This window comes from Serratia sp. PGPR-27 (assembly GCF_022678525.1).
Classification (GTDB): domain Bacteria; phylum Pseudomonadota; class Gammaproteobacteria; order Enterobacterales; family Enterobacteriaceae; genus Serratia; species Serratia nematodiphila.
Genome location: NZ_JALBYS010000025.1, coordinates 45,512 through 62,692 on the forward strand (window position 1 = coordinate 45,512; position 17,181 = coordinate 62,692).

Here is a 17,181-nt window from a genome sequence, read left to right on the forward strand (position 1 = left end):
CAAGACTTCTCTCTTTTCATCAGCGCCGCCAAAGCGGCGCTCAAAATTTTATGAATGCTTTTTCTTGGCGAAAATTACGCGCGCCAGGATATTCAGTAACAGTACGCACAGGGTGATCAACAGCACCCCGGCCCAGGCCAGCTGCTGCCATTCGGCGAACGGGCTCATGGCGAATTTGAAGATGGTCACCGGCAGGTTGGCGATCGGCTGCATCAGGTCGGTGCTCCAGAACTGGTTCGACAGCGAGGTGAACAGCAGCGGCGCCGTTTCCCCCGCGATACGCGCAATCGCCAGCAGCACGCCGGTGATGATGCCGGACACCGACGCCTTCAGCGTGATAGCGGAAATCATGCGCCATTTCGGCGTGCCCAGGGCATAGGCGGCCTCGCGCAGCGTATCCGGCACCAGCTTCAGCATGTTCTCGGTGGTGCGAATGACGATCGGCACCTGCAGCAGCGCCAGCGCCACGATGCCGGCCCAACCGGAGAAGTGTTCCATCTTCGCCACCACGATGGTGTAAACGAACAGGCCCACCACGATCGACGGGGCGGAGAGCAGAATGTCGTTGATAAAGCGGATCACTTCCGCCAGCCAGGATTTACGGCCGTATTCCGCCAGGTAGATGCCGGCCATGATGCCCAGCGGCGTACCGAAGAGGGTCGCCCACAGGATCAACAGACCGCTGCCGGCGATGGCGTTGGCCAGGCCGCCGCCCGCGGTATTCGGCGGCGGGGTCATCTCGGTGAACAGCGCCAGCGACATGCCGTCGAAGCCTTTGGTGACGGTGGCGATCAGGATCCAGATCAGCCAGAACAGCCCGAACGCCATGGTCGCCATCGACAGGAACAGCGCGAGGCGGTTTTTCTGCCGGCGCCAGGCCTGCATTTTGCGGCGGCTTTCCGCCAGAACGACTGCGTTTTGCATATCCATCGTCGCCATGTTAACGCCCCTCATTCTTGGCCAGACGCATGATCATCAGTTTCGACAGCGCCAGCACGATAAAGGTGATAACAAACAGAATCAGGCCCAGCTCCATCAACGCGGCGGTGTGCACGCCGGACTCGGCTTCAGCGAATTCGTTGGCCAGCGCCGAGGTGATGCTGTTGCCCGGCATGTACAGCGAAGCGCTGTCGAGCTGGTAGGTGTTGCCGATGATAAAGGTCACCGCCATGGTTTCCCCCAGCGCGCGGCCCAGGCCCAACATCACGCCGCCGATGACGCCGTTTTTGGTGAACGGCAGCACGATGCGCCAGATGACCTCCCAGGTGGTGCAGCCGATACCGTAGGCCGACTCTTTCATCATTACCGGGGTCTGTTCGAACACGTCGCGCATCACCGCAGCAATGTAAGGAATGATCATGATCGCCAGGATCACCCCGGCGGCCAGGATGCCGATGCCGAAGGCCGGGCCGGAGAACAGCTCGCCGACGATTGGAATGCCCGACAGTACTTCGCCCACCGGCGTCTGGAAGTATTCGGCGAACAGCGGGGCGAACACGAACAGGCCCCACATGCCGTAGACGATGCTCGGAATGGCCGCCAGCAGCTCAATGGCGATGCCCAGCGGCCGCTTCAGCCAGTTCGGCGCCAGTTCGGTCAGGAACAGCGCGATGCCGAAGCTCACCGGCACGGCGATGATCAGCGCGATAAGCGAGGTGACCACGGTGCCGTAGATCGGCACCAGCGCGCCGAACTGCTCCGCCGGCGCGTCCCACTCTTTGGTCCACAGGAACGCAAAGCCGAATTTCTGCATGCTTGGCCAGGAGGCGAAGATCAGCGAAACGATGATGCCACCCAGCAACAATAGGGTAATCAGCGCAGCCAGTCTCACCAGCGCGCTGAAAATGATGTCACCGTTTTTGCCCGGTGCTTTGATGGTCGGCTTGTACTCAGCCATAGATTACTCTCTGTTTGAACCCTGGCAGCCCCAATCGGGATCGGAGCCTGAAGAACTGTGTGGGGCGCGGCGAACCCGCGCCCCTGCGTTGTTAGTACAGCGCTTTACCTGAACTGTCTTTTACGTTGGTTTTCCAGGCCGCACGCACCTGCTCAACCACTTCTGCCGGCAGGGTGGCGTAATCCAGCTCGTTAGCTTGTTTTGCACCGGTTTTATACGCCCAGTCGAAGAACTTCAGCACTTCGGCGCCCTGAGCAGGGTTTTTCTGCTCTTTGTGCACCAGGATGAAGGTGGTGGAGGTGATTGGCCACACGTTGTCGCCTTTCTGGTCAGTCAGATCCTGAGCGAAAGTTTTGCTCCAATCCGCGCCTTTGGCGGCGTTGCTGAAGCTCTCTTCGGTCGGGCTGACCGGTTTGCCGTCGGCGGACACCAGCTTGGTGTAAGCCAGGTTGTTCTGCTTGGCGTAAGCGTATTCTACGTAGCCGATAGAGCCTGGCAGGCGCTGAACGAAGGCGGCGATGCCGTCGTTGCCTTTACCGCCCAGACCGGTCGGCCAGTTAACGGTAGAACCGGCGCCAATCTTTTCTTTCCACTGCGCATTGGCCTTGGACAGGTAGCTGGTGAACACGAACGAGGTGCCGGAACCGTCGGCGCGGCGCACTACGGCGATGTTCTGGTCAGGCAGTTTCACGCCTGGGTTCAGCTTGGTGATAGCCGGATCGTTCCACTTTTTGACGTTGCCCAGGTAGATATCGCCCAGGGTTTTGCCGTCCAGCGTCAGTTCGCCGGATTTGATGCCCGGGATATTCACCGCCAGCACCACGCCGCCAATCACGGTCGGGAACTGGAACAGGCCGTCGGCCGCCAGCTTGTCGTCAGACAGCGGGGCGTCGGAGGCACCAAAGTCAACGGTGTTGGCCACGATTTGCTTCACGCCGCCAGAGGAGCCGATGCCCTGATAGTTAACTTTGTTGCCGGTTTCTTTCTGATAAGAATCTGCCCACTTGGCGTAAACCGGAGCGGGGAATGTCGCACCTGCACCGGTCAGGCTGGCAGCAGCGAACGCGGACACGGCGGTCAGGGAGAAGGTCGCTGCCACAATACTGGCGACGGTGGTACGCATCAGTTTCATAATCCCTCCTAATGGGATACTTAAAATCGACTTCGAGTCGTTTTAATCAGAGTAAGTATTGCTGCAGGAGGGAAAATAGGACAGTTTGGTGACAGAAAAATGTACGCAATATGACAGTTATATTACAGCGTATTTGATAGGTATTTGTTTTTATGTAAATCAGAAGGTTAGCCGTGAAACAGCACATTTCCCAAGCAATAAAAAACCGGCTTGGCGCGGCCTATCCGCTTGAATATGACAACGTTTATCACCGAAACGGCAGCGCTGTCATCTTTAAGGTCACTCATGAAAAAAGCCGGCGCTAAGGCCGGCTTTTGCAGTTTACCTGTGACAAATTACTCTACGGTGACAGACTTCGCCAGGTTGCGCGGCTGGTCAACGTCGGTGCCCTTGATCAGCGCCACGTGGTAAGACAGCAGCTGCAACGGCACGGTGTAGAAGATCGGCGCGACGATTTCCTCGACGTGCGGCAGAGGAATGAGGGTCATGCCTTCGCTGCTGACGAAGCCGGCGTCCTGATCGGCGAACACGTACAGCTGGCCGCCGCGCGCGCGCACTTCTTCAATGTTGGACTTCAGCTTTTCCAGCAGTTCGTTGTTTGGCGCCACCACGATCACCGGCATATCGGCGTCGATCAGCGCCAGCGGGCCGTGTTTCAACTCACCCGCCGCATAAGCTTCAGCGTGAATATAGGAGATCTCTTTCAGCTTCAGCGCCCCTTCCATGGCGATCGGATACTGATCGCCGCGGCCGAGGAACAGCGCATGGTGCTTGTCGGAGAAGCCTTCCGCCAGCGCTTCGATCTCTTTATCCATCGACAGCATCTGCTCGATACGCGCCGGCAGCGCCTGCAGACCATGCACGATCTCGTGCTCCACGCTTTCCGCCATGCCTTTCAGACGGCCCAGGCGCGCCACCAGCATCAACAGCACGGTGAGCTGCGTGGTGAAGGCTTTGGTCGAGGCTACGCCGATTTCCGTACCCGCTTTGGTCATCAGCGCCAGATCGGATTCGCGCACCAGCGAAGAGCCGGCAACGTTACAAACGGCCAGCGAACCGAGATAACCCAGCTCTTTGGACAGGCGCAGCGCCGCCAGGGTGTCGGCGGTTTCGCCGGACTGTGACAGAGTGATGATCAGGCTGCCCGGACGCACCGCCGATTTGCGGTAACGGAATTCGGACGCGATCTCGACATCGCACGGCACGCCAGCCAGCGCTTCGAACCAGTAACGCGCCACCATACCGGAGTGGTAAGACGTCCCACAGGCGATAATCTGCACGTGCTGCACCTTGGCGAGCAACTCGTCGGCGTGCGGCCCCAGCTCACTCAGGTTGATTTGGCCATGACTGAAACGCCCTTCCAGGGTGTTTTTCAGCGCCAGCGGCTGTTCGTAAATCTCTTTTTGCATGTAGTGGCGATAAGCGCCCTTGTCGCCGGCGTCATACTGCACCTGGGATTCGATCTCAGGACGCTCGATGGCGTTGCCCTGTTTGTCGAAGATGTTGACGGTGCGGCGAGTCACTTCCACCACGTCGCCCTCTTCCAGGAAGATGAAGCGGCGGGTGACCGGCAGCAGCGCCAGCTGATCGGAAGCGATGAAGTTTTCCCCGACGCCGCGGCCGATAACCAGCGGGCTGCCGGAACGCGCCGCGACCAGCACGCTCGGATCGCGGCTGTCCATCACCACGGTGCCATAAGCGCCGCGCAGCTGCGGGATCACGCGCTGAACCACTTCCAGCAGCGTACCGCCTTGCAGTTGTTCCCAGTGCACCAGGTGCGCAATCACTTCGGTGTCGGTTTCAGAGCTGAAACGGTAACCGCGTTCAATCAGCAGTTCGCGCAGCGGCTCGTGGTTTTCGATGATGCCGTTATGCACCACGGTAATGTAGTCGGAAACATGCGGGTGCGCGTTCGCTTCGGTCGGTTCACCGTGCGTAGCCCAACGGGTGTGAGCGATGCCGGTACCGCCGTGCAGATCGGTTTGTTCCGCCGCTTCGGCCAGCTTTTGTACCTTGCCAACGCGACGCAGGCGACTGACGTTGCCTTTTTCATCGACCACCGCCAGACCAGCGGAGTCATAACCGCGATACTCGAGACGACGTAAACCTTCCAACAGGATTTCTGCGATATCACGTTGCGCTACTGCGCCTACAATTCCACACATCAGTTATATTCCTAATGAACGCCCTTCATGGGCGCTTTCGATGCCTTGACCTGATTTTTGCCGGTTTTTACCGTGCGTCCCCCGAGCCTGTAGATGGTGGGGGTTATTATGTTTTGTATTGGGCTCTGAACGGAGCCCAACGCAAAACACACTATGGCTTCTTCTTCACCGGACGTTGCCAACCCTGAATGTGCACCTGCTTGACGCGGCTCAGCACCAGTTCGTTCTCGGCGATATCGCGCGTCACCGTGGTGCCGGCGGCGATGGTGGATCCTTTGCCGACCGACACCGGCGCCACCAGCTGAGTATCGGAACCGACGAACACGCCATCGCCGATCAGCGTTTTGTGCTTGTTGGCGCCATCGTAGTTACAGGTGATGGTGCCGGCGCCGATATTCACGTCATCACCGATTTCGGCATCGCCCAGGTAGCTGAGGTGGCCGGCCTTGGAGCCTTTGCCCAGACGCGCCTTTTTCATTTCCACGAAGTTGCCGACGTGAGCCCCTGCCGCCAGCTCCGCGCCTGGGCGCAGGCGGGCGAACGGCCCCACCGTGCAGTCTGCTTCCAGCACGCTGTCTTCCAGCACGCTGTAAGGGCTGATCTCGCAGTTATCGCCAATCACGCAGTTTTTCAGCACGCAGCCGGCGCCGACTTTCACCCGGTCGCCCAGCTTGACGTGACCTTCGATAATCACATTCGCATCAATAGTGATGTCACGGCCGTGAACAAGTTCCCCGCGCAGATCGAAACGCGCCGGATCCAACAACATCACGCCGGCCAACAGCAGCTTTTCAGACTGTTCCGACTGGAATACGCGCTCCAGAGTCGCCAGCTGCAGACGGTTGTTCACGCCTTCCACTTCACTTAAACGCGACGGGTGCACGGCTTCGATTTTCTTGCCGTCGGCATGGGCCAACGCAATGATATCGGTGATGTAAAACTCGCCCTGTGCGTTGTCGTTATTCAACATTCCCAGCCAGCGCTTCAGATCGCGCCCGTTCGCCACCAGGATGCCGGTATTGATCTCGTTGATCTGGCGCTGTGCCTCACTGGCGTCCTTGTGTTCGACGATGCCCACCACGTTGCCCTGCTCACGCACGATGCGGCCGTAACCGCTCGGATCGTCCAGCTTGACCGTCAGCAGGCCGATGCCGCCCTGCGGCTTGGCCGCCAGCAGGCGTTGCAGCGTATCCACGGAGATTAACGGCACATCGCCGTACAGCATCAGCACGTCTTCATCGTCGGCAAAGTGCGGCGCGGCCTGCTGCATCGCATGGCCGGTACCCAGTTGCTCGGCCTGCAGCACCCAGTTCAGCGCGCCTTCGGTCAACGTGCTTTTCAACAGATCGCCGCCGTGGCCGTATACCAGATGAACCTGTTGCGCGCCCAGTTTCATCGCGGCATCAATGACGTGTTGCACCATCGGCTTGCCGGCCAACGGATGTAAGACCTTGGGAAGATCGGAATACATGCGTGTTCCCTTGCCCGCGGCGAGGATGACCACGCTCATTGCGCTGTTCGACATAAGCAACCTGATAACTCCATTTTGATAGACGAAAGTAAAACCGTTTAGCGGCGATATTACTACATATTTCTCTGCACGAACCCGGCGCAGGCCGCGTGGGCCTTGGTCTGCCGCTATCACGGCTAATTCGGCGTCGGGACGAAAAAACTGTCGGCGATCGGCGACGTTTATTTCCCGATATCAGCGGTTATACACCACACCGCCCGCCGGGCTGAAATGCTTATTTTAAAGTAAAAAAAAAGCGACCCTATAGGCCGCTTTCTTAAAGTTGGGTGCCGGGCACCCAAACATTACATCGCTTTTCTGGTGAGCTCGATAACGCGCAGTTTTGCGATCGCTTTCGCCAGTTCAGCGGATGCCTGAGCATAGTCGACATCGCCATGAGAGCTGCGAATGTGTTCTTCAGCTTTACGCTTAGCTTCCAACGCTCTCGCTTCGTCGAGGTCAGTACCACGGATAGCAGTGTCCGCCAGCACGGTAACCACGCTCGGCTGCACCTCGAGGATGCCGCCGGACAGGTAGATGAACTCTTCTTCACCGTGCTGCTTAACAATACGCACCATGCCAGGCTTGATGGCAGTCAGCAGCGGCGCATGGCCAGGGAAGATCCCCAGTTCACCTTCGCTGCCTGTCACCTGGATCTTCTGCACCAGGCCGGAAAACATCTGTTTTTCCGCGCTGACTACATCCAGATGGTAAGTCATAGCCATATCACCCTCCTCTCAAGGCGTTACAGTTTCTTGGCTTTTTCCACTGCTTCTTCAATGGTGCCAACCATGTAGAACGCCTGCTCCGGCAGGTGGTCATAGTCGCCGTCCATAATGCCTTTGAAACCACGGATGGTGTCTTTCAGCGATACGAACTTGCCCGGAGAACCGGTGAAGACTTCTGCCACGAAGAACGGCTGAGACAGGAAACGTTGGATCTTACGCGCACGGGATACGACCAGTTTGTCTTCTTCAGACAGCTCGTCCATACCCAGGATCGCGATGATATCTTTAAGTTCCTGGTAGCGTTGCAGAATGGACTGCACGCCACGCGCTACGTCGTAGTGCTCCTGGCCAACAACCAGCGGATCCAGCTGACGGCTGGTGGAATCCAGCGGGTCAACGGCCGGGTAGATACCCAGAGAAGCGATGTTACGGCTCAGTACCACGGTTGCGTCCAAGTGCGCAAAGGTGGTGGCTGGTGACGGGTCAGTCAAGTCATCCGCAGGAACGTAAACGGCCTGTACGGAAGTGATGGAACCGGTCTTGGTCGAGGTGATACGTTCTTGCAGAACGCCCATCTCTTCCGCCAGCGTTGGCTGATAACCTACCGCGGATGGCATACGGCCCAGAAGTGCGGACACTTCGGTACCGGCCAGGGTGTAACGGTAGATGTTGTCAACGAACAGCAGAACGTCACGGCCTTCGTCACGGAATTTCTCCGCCATGGTCAGACCGGTCAGCGCAACGCGCAGACGGTTACCTGGTGGCTCGTTCATCTGGCCGTAAACCAGAGATACTTTGTCCAGAACGTTGGAGTCGGTCATTTCGTGGTAGAAGTCGTTACCCTCACGAGTACGCTCGCCCACGCCCGCGAACACGGAATAACCGGAGTGCTCGATCGCGATGTTACGGATCAGCTCCATCATGTTTACGGTTTTACCTACGCCCGCACCGCCGAACAGACCGACTTTACCGCCCTTGGCGAATGGACAAATCAGGTCCATTACCTTGATACCGGTTTCCAGCAGTTCCTGGGAGCTGGACAGCTCTTCGTAGCTTGGCGCCGCGCGGTGAATCGCCCAACGCTCTTCTTCGCCGATGTCGCCTTTCATGTCGATGGGTTGACCCAATACGTTCATGATACGGCCCAGGGTAGCTTTACCCACCGGCACTTCAATCGGGTGGTCCAGGTTGTTCACTTTCAGACCGCGACGCAGACCGTCGGAGGTCCCCATTGCGATACAGCGAACCACGCCACCGCCCAGCTGTTGCTGAACTTCCAACACCAGTTTTTCGGTGCCGTTTTCTACCTCAAGGGCGTCGTACACTTTTGGTACGGCATCCTGAGGGAACTCGACGTCCACCACGGCGCCGATTACCTGGATAATCTTTCCAGTAGCCATCTTGAATCCTCTACGTAATTCGTAAACCTAGCTTAAACCGCGGAGGCTCCCGAAACGATCTCGGTGAGTTCCTGAGTGATGCTGGCCTGACGCGCCTTGTTGTATACCAACTGCAGCTCTTTGATCAGGCTACCGCCGTTATCGGTTGCGGCTTTCATCGCGACCATTCGTGCGGCCTGCTCGCTGGCCAGGTTTTCCACGACGCCCTGATAAACCTGCGACTCCACATAGCGGCGCAGCAAGGTATCAAGCAGCACTTTTGGATCCGGTTCATACAGGTAATCCCAAGGCGTTTTCTTCAGCTCTTCGTCATCGGCTGGCGGTAACGGCAGCAGCTGAAGCACCTGCGGCTCTTGGGACATCGTATTAACAAATTTGTTGCTGACAATGTACAGCTTGTCCAAACGACCTTCGTCGTAGGCCTGCAACATCACTTTCACCGGCCCGATCAGATCCGACAGGGAAGGTTTATCCCCCATGCCGGTCACCTGGGCAACCACGTTGCCGCCCACGGAACCAAAGAAAGAGGCCGCTTTAGAGCCAATCAGCGCCAAATCGGTTTCGACGCCTTTTTCGGACCAGGCTTTCATCTCCGCCAGCAGCTTTTTGAACAGGTTGATGTTCAAGCCGCCGCAGAGACCACGGTCAGTAGACACCACCAGATACCCGACGCGCTTAACGTCACGCTCATCCAGGTACGGGTGCTTGTACTCCAGATTCCCTAACGCAAGGTGACCAATCACTTTGCGCATGGTCTCTGCATAAGGACGGCTGGCCGCCATGCGATCCTGCGATTTACGCATTTTGGAGGCGGCGACCATTTCCATCGCTTTAGTGATCTTTTGCGTGTTTTGCACGCTAGCGATCTTACTACGTATCTCTTTTGCGCCGGCCATCTCTGCTTCTCCTCAGTGCCAGACGGCCTGCTGTCTTTCAACAGCAGGACCGTTCGGCGTTACCAGGACTGGGTTTTCTTGAAGGTCTCGAGGATGTCTTTCAACTTGCCCTCGATCTCATCATTGAAGTTGCCAGTTTGGTTGATGTGGTTCAGCAGTTCGGCGTGCTCGCGGTCCGCATAGGCTACCAGCGCGGCTTCGAAGCTCACCACTTTGGCGACTTCGACGTCGTTCAGGTAACCGCGTTCTGCGGCAAACAGCACCAGAGACTGTTGTGCAACCGACATCGGCGCATACTGTTTCTGTTTCAGCAGCTCGGTCACTTTCTGACCGTGGCTCAGCTGTTTGCGGGTCGCGTCGTCCAGATCGGATGCGAACTGGGAGAACGCAGCCAGTTCACGATACTGCGCCAGCGCGGTACGGATACCACCGGACAGTTTCTTCATGATCTTGGTCTGCGCGGCGCCACCAACACGGGATACGGAGATACCCGGGTTAACTGCCGGACGAATACCGGAGTTGAACAGGTTGGATTCCAGGAAGATCTGACCATCGGTAATCGAGATTACGTTGGTCGGAACGAACGCGGAAACGTCACCCGCCTGGGTTTCAATGATCGGCAGAGCGGTCAGTGAACCGGTTTGGCCTTTAACTTCACCTTTGGTGAAGGCTTCAACGTATTCGGCGTTGACGCGCGCTGCGCGCTCCAGCAAGCGGGAGTGCAGGTAGAATACGTCGCCTGGGTAAGCTTCACGACCTGGCGGACGACGAAGCAGCAGGGAAATCTGGCGGTAAGCAACGGCCTGTTTGGACAGGTCATCGTACACGATCAGCGCATCTTCACCGCGGTCACGGAAGTATTCGCCCATTGCGCAACCGGCGTATGGCGCCAGGTATTGCAGTGCAGCAGATTCGGAAGCGGTCGCCACCACCACGATGGTGTTGGCCAGTGCGCCGTGCTCTTCCAGTTTGCGCACCACGTTAGCGATGGTGGACGCTTTCTGGCCGATAGCCACGTAAACGCATTTGATGCCGGAGTCGCGTTGGTTGATGATCGCATCGATCGCCAGCGCGGTTTTACCGGTCTGACGGTCACCGATCACCAGCTCACGCTGGCCACGGCCGATTGGAATCATGGCGTCAACGGATTTGTAGCCAGTTTGAACCGGCTGATCAACGGACTGACGCTCGATAACGCCTGGCGCGATAGCTTCTACCGGAGAGAAGCCGTCGTTCTCAATCGGGCCTTTGCCGTCGATTGGCGCGCCCAGGGTGTTAACTACGCGGCCCAGCAGACCACGACCGACTGGAACTTCCAGGATACGGCCGGTGCATTTAACCTTCATGCCTTCGGCCAGATCCGCGTACGGACCCATGACCACGGCACCGACGGAGTCGCGCTCCAGGTTCAATGCGATTGCGTAACGGTTGCCAGGCAGCGCGATCATTTCGCCCTGCATAACTTCGGCCAGGCCGTGTACGCGAATGATCCCGTCACTGACGGAAACGATAGTACCTTCATTGTGAGCTTCGCTCACTACATTGAACTGAGCAATGCGCTGCTTGATCAGTTCGCTGATTTCGGTGGAATTCAGTTGCATGCTCCAGTCCCCTTAAGACTGCAAGACGTCTGTCAGGCGTTCAAGACGACCGCGAACGCTGCCATCAATCACCATATCGCCGGCGCGAACAACGATGCCGGCCAGTACAGACTTGTCAATTTTGCAATTCAGCTTAACTTTGCGTGACAGACGTTTTTCCATCGCAGCGGCGATTTTCGCCTGCTGTTCGTCGTTCAGCGCGCTCGCAGAGAGCACTTCGACTTCGACGGTGGATTCCAGCGAGGCGCGCAGTTCGATGAACTGCTGCAGCACGGCAGGAAGAACCAGTAAACGTCCATTTTCGGCCATTACACGGATAAAGTTCTGGCCATGTTCGTCGAGCCGATCGCCACAAACCGCAATGAACGTCTTGGACAGCGTTTCTGGCGCAACCGCGCCAGACAGCAGTTCAGAAATCTGTTCATTGCGAGTGACTTCAGCCGCAAACGCCAGCATGTCCTGCCAGCGCTCTACGCTTTGGTGCTCAACGGCAAAGTCAAAAGCTGCTTTGGCGTAGGGGCGAGCTACAGTTACAAATTCAGACATCAGCCCCTCCCTCCTTACAGTTCAGCGACCAGTTTATCAACGATGTCGCTGTTAGCAGCTTCATCCACGGAACGTTCGATGATCTTCTCGGCGCCGGCAATTGCCAGCATCGCGACTTGCTTACGCAACTCTTCACGAGCGCGCTTACGTTCGGCTTCGATCTCAGCCTGAGCCTGCGCCACGATTTTGTTACGTTCCTGCTCGGCTTCGGCTTTCGCTTCATCCATGATCTGAGCTTTGCGTTTGTTCGCTTGCTCGATGATCACCTGAGCTTCTGCTTTGGCAGTTTTCAGCTGGTCGGTCGCATTGGCTTGCGCTAAGTCCAGATCTTTTTTGGCACGCTCTGCAGAAGCGAGGCCGTCAGCGATTTCTTTCTGACGCTTCTCGATGGCAGCCATGATCGGCGGCCATACGTACTTCATGCAGAACCAGACAAACAGAACGAACGCGATGGCCTGGCCGAGGATTGTTGCGTTAAGATTCACAGCACAATGCCTCTTTAAAAGTTAATAGTTTGGTTACGTCGTAGAGGGTTGCTCTACTTACGCGACGGCGAACATCACGTACAGACCCAGACCTACAGCGATCATCGGGATGGCGTCGACCAGACCCATAACGATAAAGAACTGTGTACGCAGCAGAGGAATCAGGTCAGGCTGACGAGCAGCGCCTTCCAAGAATTTACCACCCAGGATGCCGATACCGATCGCAGCACCGATTGCCGCTAAACCCATCATCACAGCGGCAGCCATGTACAGCAGATCCATACTCAGGTTTTCCATGACAGTCTCCAGTTTGTTTCAGTTTAAAAGTGCAAGTGTTTTAAGAAAATCAGTGCTCTTCAGACGCCATCGACAGATAGACGATCGTCAGAACCATGAAAATAAAGGCTTGAAGCGTAATGATCAGGATGTGGAAGATAGCCCAAGGCAAGCTCAGGACCCACTGTGACCACCACGGCAACAGGCCGGCAATCAGGATGAAGATCAACTCACCCGCATACATGTTGCCGAACAGTCGCAGACCCAGTGAAACAGGTTTGGACAGCAGGCTGACACCTTCAAGAATCAGGTTGATAGGAATGAATACAGGGTGGTTGAACGGCTGCATGGTCAACTCTTTAACGAACCCGCCAACGCCTTTCATTTTGATGCTATAGAACAGAATCAGGATAAACACGCCCAGCGCCATCGACAGCGTGACGTTTACATCGGCGGTAGGCACTACGCGCAGCGCAGGCAGGCCGAGGATGTGTTCGCCAACATAAGGCAGGAAGTCGATGGGCAGCAGGTCCATCAAGTTCATCAGGAACACCCAGACGAACACGGTCAGCGCCAGCGGCGCAATCACCTTGCTCTTGCCGTGGTACATGTCGCGCACGCTGCTGTCGACGAAACCGACCACCAGCTCCACGGCGGTTTGCAGTTTACCCGGCACGCCGCTGGTGGCGTTTTTGGCCACTTTGCGGAAGATCACCAGGAAAAGCGCCCCGAGGACGACGGAGAAAAACATCGAGTCGATGTTGATCGACCAGAACCCAGTCCCGACCTGAAGCTGCGTCAGGTGGTGACCGATATACTCCTGTGGAGTCAAGACTTCTCCTGCAGACATGATGCCTCTTACCCTTATTTAGTTAAGTTCGGTAACTGTTAATCACGGCCGGTGCCACTATCTGCACCACTAACACCGCTAAATAGGTCAGGCCAAGCGGTATAAACTCCGCCTTGAACACCCCCAGCGCCACGATCAGCAAAACGATGGTGATCACGACCTTTAGCCCCTCGCCGATGGCGAACGACCAGGCAACCCTACCGGGCGCCGGCGTTTGCGCCTGATGGCGCAAGGCAAACAGCATAAACATTGCACTCGGCAACCAGGCGGCGAGACCGCCTGCCAACGCCGAAGCGCTCCATTCCGGGCTTTTCAGCCAGAAAGCAACGCTGATCAGAACAAAAGTCATTAACTGCAAAAACAGCAGTTTGCGTGCGACTTTCCCGCTGTAAAGGGACACAGACATGACGTTTGTTCTCTCCGTACCCCAGAGGGGGTATGCTGAGTGACGTATACAACTGTTTTTGCTGTCCTGAGTCAAGCAGCAAAAAACGAGCAAATTATACGGGGCATACCAACGAATTCAATCGATAAGTAGCGAAAAGGTGAACAATTATTTAAATTTCCCTATTCCAGCCTATTTTCACAAGAAAACGGTCGGAATAATAGGGCGCATTTAATTGTCTGATTATTCCAGCGTTGCGTTTAGAAACGCGAAGCTGATCACAGTAATGTCCCTTCCTGATTTATAGCCGATGGTCAACCAAACCGTCTTTAGCAATTTGAGCGATCAAAAAATTATATAAATCAAAACATTACTAGTTAACTGTTCAAAAACAATCCGTATACCCGATGAAAACCTTTTATTGACAAGCAGCGGGGCAATATTCCAACAGCCAATTAACATTAGCAGCAAACGCCAATCTTTCGCACATGATTGCTAACGTGACTATTTCTAAATGCAATTACTCTATTGTCGCTAATTAGCCGCGTTTTTTGTGTTAATAGAAAGTAAATTAACTAAAAAAAGCGACCAACTAATTAGCCTGCTTATCTTTCTGCTGGGTACGACCTTTAATTCACGCTTGTTTGATCAAAAGCAAACTCAGTTTGCCTTAAGAATCACCAGATGACGTTCGCCTTCCAGTTCAGGCACCTGCAGCCGCACGATAGACTCCAGGCTAACGCCAGCCGGCAGCTGCGTCAGTTCTTCATCCGGGCGCACGCCTTTCAACGCGTAAAAACGCCCCTGCCCTTTCGCCGGCAGGTGATGGCACCAGGACAGCATATCCTGCAGCGAAGCGAATGCCCGGCTGATCACGCCATCGAACGGTGGCTCGGCCGGAAACGCTTCGACGCGGCTCTGCACCGGCTCGATATTGTTCAGGCCCAGCTCATGCTGCACCTGGCGCAGGAAACGCACGCGCTTGCCCAGGCTGTCGAGCAGCGTGAAATGCGCGTCCGGGCGCACAATCGCCAGCGGAATGCCCGGCAAGCCGGGGCCGGTGCCGACATCGATAAAACGCGAGCCCTGCAGATGCGGATTGACCACAATACTGTCGAGGATGTGGCGCACCAGCATTTGCTGCGGATCGCGCACCGACGTGAGGTTATAAGCCTTGTTCCACTTATCCAGCATGCCGACATAGCCCAGCAGCTGCTGTTTCTGCTGATCGGGCAGCTCAATGCCTGCTGCCGCGAGCAGCGAGTCTAATTTTTTTTGCACAACGGATCCTCTGGCAGGCGCTGAACGACCAGCGGATGGTTAGCTGGCGCAATGAGGCGACTATGATAATTCAGGGCGCAAGTGATGTCAGCGGCCGTTTGGCTACGGGTTGAGCAAACGGCCGCCTGGATGCGGGATTTATGCGCTGCGGCGCAGCAGTCCCTGCTTTTTCAGCCAGATCAGCAAAATCGAGATCGCCGCCGGTGTAATGCCGGAGATGCGCGAAGCCTGGCCGATGGAGTTCGGTTTGTGATCGTTCAGCTTGGCGATCACTTCGTTCGACAGTCCCGAAACCTGACGGTAGTCAAGATCCAGCGGCAGCACGGTGTTCTCGTTGCGCTGCTGTTTTTCGATCTCTTCCTGCTGGCGAGCGATATAGCCTTCGTATTTGACCTGGATCTCGACCTGCTCGGCGGCTTGTACGTCGTCCAACGGCGGCGCGAAGGCGTCGATGCCGGTCAACTGCGCGTAATCCATCTCAGGACGGCGCAGCAACTCTTCGCCGTTCGCTTCACGCGACAGCGGCGCTTTCAGCAACGCATTGACCTGTTCGACGTTCTCGGCATGCGGGTGCATCCAGATGTCGCGCAGGCGCTGACGTTCACGTTCGATCCGCTCCAGCTTTTCGCTGTAGCGCGCCCAGCGCACGTCGTCCACCAGACCGAGTTCACGGCCTTTTTCCGTCAGGCGGAGATCGGCGTTGTCTTCGCGCAGCATCAGACGATACTCGGCGCGTGAGGTAAACATGCGGTACGGTTCTTTGGTGCCGAGGGTGCTGAGGTCGTCCACCAGCACGCCGAGGTAGGCCTGATCGCGACGTGGCGCCCAGCCCTCTTGTTCATCGGCGAAGCGGCCGGCGTTCAGGCCGGCCAGCAGGCCCTGTGCGGCGGCTTCTTCATAGCCGGTGGTGCCGTTGATCTGGCCGGCGAAGAACAGGCCCTGAATAAATTTACTTTCCAGCGTCGGTTTCAGATCGCGTGGATCGAAGAAATCGTACTCGATGGCATAACCAGGGCGAATAATACGCGCGTTCTGCATCCCTTCCATTGAACGGACGATCTGCATCTGCACGTCGAACGGCAGGCTGGTGGAGATCCCGTTAGGGTAAATCTCGTTGCTGGTCAGGCCTTCCGGCTCAAGGAAGATCTGGTGCGCGTTGCGATCGGCAAAACGCATGACCTTGTCTTCGATCGACGGACAGTAACGTGGGCCGATCCCTTCGATGATCCCGGCATACATCGGGCTGCGATCGAGGTTATTGCGGATCACGTCATGGGTTTTTTCATTGGTGTGGGTGATGTAGCACGCCATTTGTTCCGGGTGCTGGCTGGCATCGCCCAGGAACGAGAATACCGGCACCGGCGTATCGCCGTGTTGCGGCGCCAATACGCTGAAATCGATAGTGCGGGCGTCGATGCGCGGCGGCGTACCGGTTTTCAAGCGGTTAACGCGCAGCGGCAGTTCACGCAAACGCTGTGACAGCGAGATCGAAGGAGGATCCCCGGCGCGGCCGCCGCTGTAATTCTCCAGACCGATATGGATCTTGCCGTCCAGGAAGGTGCCTACGGTCAATACCACCGCCTTGGCGCGGAATTTCAGACCCATTTGGGTGACGGCGCCCACGACGCGATCGTTTTCGACGATCAGATCCTCAACCGGCTGTTGGAAGATCATCAGGTTGGGCTGGTTCTCCAACGCGGTACGGATCGCCTGCCGATACAGGACGCGATCCGCCTGAGCGCGAGTGGCGCGAACAGCAGGGCCTTTGCTGGCGTTTAGTATCCTAAACTGGATGCCGGCATGGTCGATCGCTGTTGCCATCAGGCCGCCGAGCGCATCAATTTCCTTAACCAGATGCCCTTTACCAATACCGCCAATCGCCGGGTTACAGGACATCTGTCCCAGCGTATCGATATTGTGTGTCAATAATAAAGTCTGACGTCCCATGCGCGCCGCGGCCATGGCGGCCTCGGTACCTGCATGGCCACCACCGATGATGATGACGTCAAATTGATCTGGATAAAACATG

Annotated in this window: 16 protein-coding genes; all 16 read right to left on the minus strand. The window is 56.6% G+C overall.

Features of this window, described 5'->3' with window-relative positions; translation table 11 throughout:
• Window positions 1–48 precede the first annotated feature (48 nt).
• The 16 genes from pstA to mnmG all read right to left on the minus strand — a co-directional run bounded on the left by pstA (window position 49) and on the right by mnmG (window position 17,180).
• A complete protein-coding gene (gene pstA, locus MMS95_RS15015; protein WP_004933824.1) occupies window positions 49–939 on the minus strand; it encodes a phosphate ABC transporter permease PstA in 891 nt (296 codons plus the stop codon).
• A 1-nt stretch (window position 940) separates the two neighbouring features.
• The gene (pstC, locus tag MMS95_RS15020; RefSeq protein WP_004933822.1) at window positions 941–1,897 is read right to left on the minus strand and encodes a phosphate ABC transporter permease PstC; all 957 of its coding nucleotides are present in this window, start codon (window positions 1,895–1,897) and stop codon (window positions 941–943) included.
• 91 nt (window positions 1,898–1,988) lie between these two features.
• Entirely contained in the window at window positions 1,989–3,029 is a 1,041-nt protein-coding gene (pstS, locus tag MMS95_RS15025) for a phosphate ABC transporter substrate-binding protein PstS (RefSeq protein ID WP_004933819.1), read from the minus strand.
• A 335-nt stretch (window positions 3,030–3,364) separates the two neighbouring features.
• Window positions 3,365–5,194: a glutamine--fructose-6-phosphate transaminase (isomerizing) gene (gene glmS, locus MMS95_RS15030; protein ID WP_004933817.1), complete on the minus strand. Its 1,830-nt coding sequence runs from the start codon at window positions 5,192–5,194 to the stop codon at window positions 3,365–3,367.
• Between the two features lie 151 nt (window positions 5,195–5,345).
• The gene (glmU, locus tag MMS95_RS15035) at window positions 5,346–6,719 is read right to left on the minus strand and encodes a bifunctional UDP-N-acetylglucosamine diphosphorylase/glucosamine-1-phosphate N-acetyltransferase GlmU (RefSeq protein ID WP_015376135.1); all 1,374 of its coding nucleotides are present in this window, start codon (window positions 6,717–6,719) and stop codon (window positions 5,346–5,348) included.
• A 290-nt stretch (window positions 6,720–7,009) separates the two neighbouring features.
• Window positions 7,010–7,429 (minus strand): F0F1 ATP synthase subunit epsilon, encoded by a 420-nt coding sequence (locus MMS95_RS15040; RefSeq protein ID WP_004933814.1) that lies wholly within the window; start codon window positions 7,427–7,429, stop codon window positions 7,010–7,012.
• A 20-nt stretch (window positions 7,430–7,449) separates the two neighbouring features.
• Window positions 7,450–8,832 (minus strand): F0F1 ATP synthase subunit beta, encoded by a 1,383-nt coding sequence (gene atpD, locus MMS95_RS15045; RefSeq protein WP_004933813.1) that lies wholly within the window; start codon window positions 8,830–8,832, stop codon window positions 7,450–7,452.
• 32 nt (window positions 8,833–8,864) lie between these two features.
• The gene (gene atpG / locus MMS95_RS15050) at window positions 8,865–9,728 is read right to left on the minus strand and encodes a F0F1 ATP synthase subunit gamma (RefSeq protein WP_004933811.1); all 864 of its coding nucleotides are present in this window, start codon (window positions 9,726–9,728) and stop codon (window positions 8,865–8,867) included.
• A 59-nt stretch (window positions 9,729–9,787) separates the two neighbouring features.
• The gene (atpA, locus tag MMS95_RS15055; protein ID WP_004933808.1) at window positions 9,788–11,329 is read right to left on the minus strand and encodes a F0F1 ATP synthase subunit alpha; all 1,542 of its coding nucleotides are present in this window, start codon (window positions 11,327–11,329) and stop codon (window positions 9,788–9,790) included.
• Window positions 11,330–11,341: 12 nt separating this feature from the next.
• Window positions 11,342–11,875: a F0F1 ATP synthase subunit delta gene (atpH, locus tag MMS95_RS15060; protein WP_015376133.1), complete on the minus strand. Its 534-nt coding sequence runs from the start codon at window positions 11,873–11,875 to the stop codon at window positions 11,342–11,344.
• Between the two features lie 14 nt (window positions 11,876–11,889).
• Window positions 11,890–12,360, minus strand: coding sequence for a F0F1 ATP synthase subunit B (atpF, locus tag MMS95_RS15065; RefSeq protein WP_004933804.1), 471 nt, complete (start codon window positions 12,358–12,360; stop codon window positions 11,890–11,892).
• A gap of 57 nt (window positions 12,361–12,417) precedes the next feature.
• A complete protein-coding gene (atpE, locus tag MMS95_RS15070) occupies window positions 12,418–12,657 on the minus strand; it encodes a F0F1 ATP synthase subunit C (RefSeq protein WP_004093904.1) in 240 nt (79 codons plus the stop codon).
• 49 nt (window positions 12,658–12,706) lie between these two features.
• The gene (atpB, locus tag MMS95_RS15075) at window positions 12,707–13,486 is read right to left on the minus strand and encodes a F0F1 ATP synthase subunit A (protein WP_015376132.1); all 780 of its coding nucleotides are present in this window, start codon (window positions 13,484–13,486) and stop codon (window positions 12,707–12,709) included.
• A gap of 22 nt (window positions 13,487–13,508) precedes the next feature.
• Entirely contained in the window at window positions 13,509–13,892 is a 384-nt protein-coding gene (gene atpI, locus MMS95_RS15080) for a F0F1 ATP synthase subunit I (protein ID WP_004933796.1), read from the minus strand.
• Between the two features lie 639 nt (window positions 13,893–14,531).
• A complete protein-coding gene (gene rsmG, locus MMS95_RS15085) occupies window positions 14,532–15,152 on the minus strand; it encodes a 16S rRNA (guanine(527)-N(7))-methyltransferase RsmG (protein ID WP_015379471.1) in 621 nt (206 codons plus the stop codon).
• 138 nt (window positions 15,153–15,290) lie between these two features.
• Entirely contained in the window at window positions 15,291–17,180 is a 1,890-nt protein-coding gene (mnmG, locus tag MMS95_RS15090; protein ID WP_044030154.1) for a tRNA uridine-5-carboxymethylaminomethyl(34) synthesis enzyme MnmG, read from the minus strand.
• Window position 17,181: the final 1 nt, after the last annotated feature.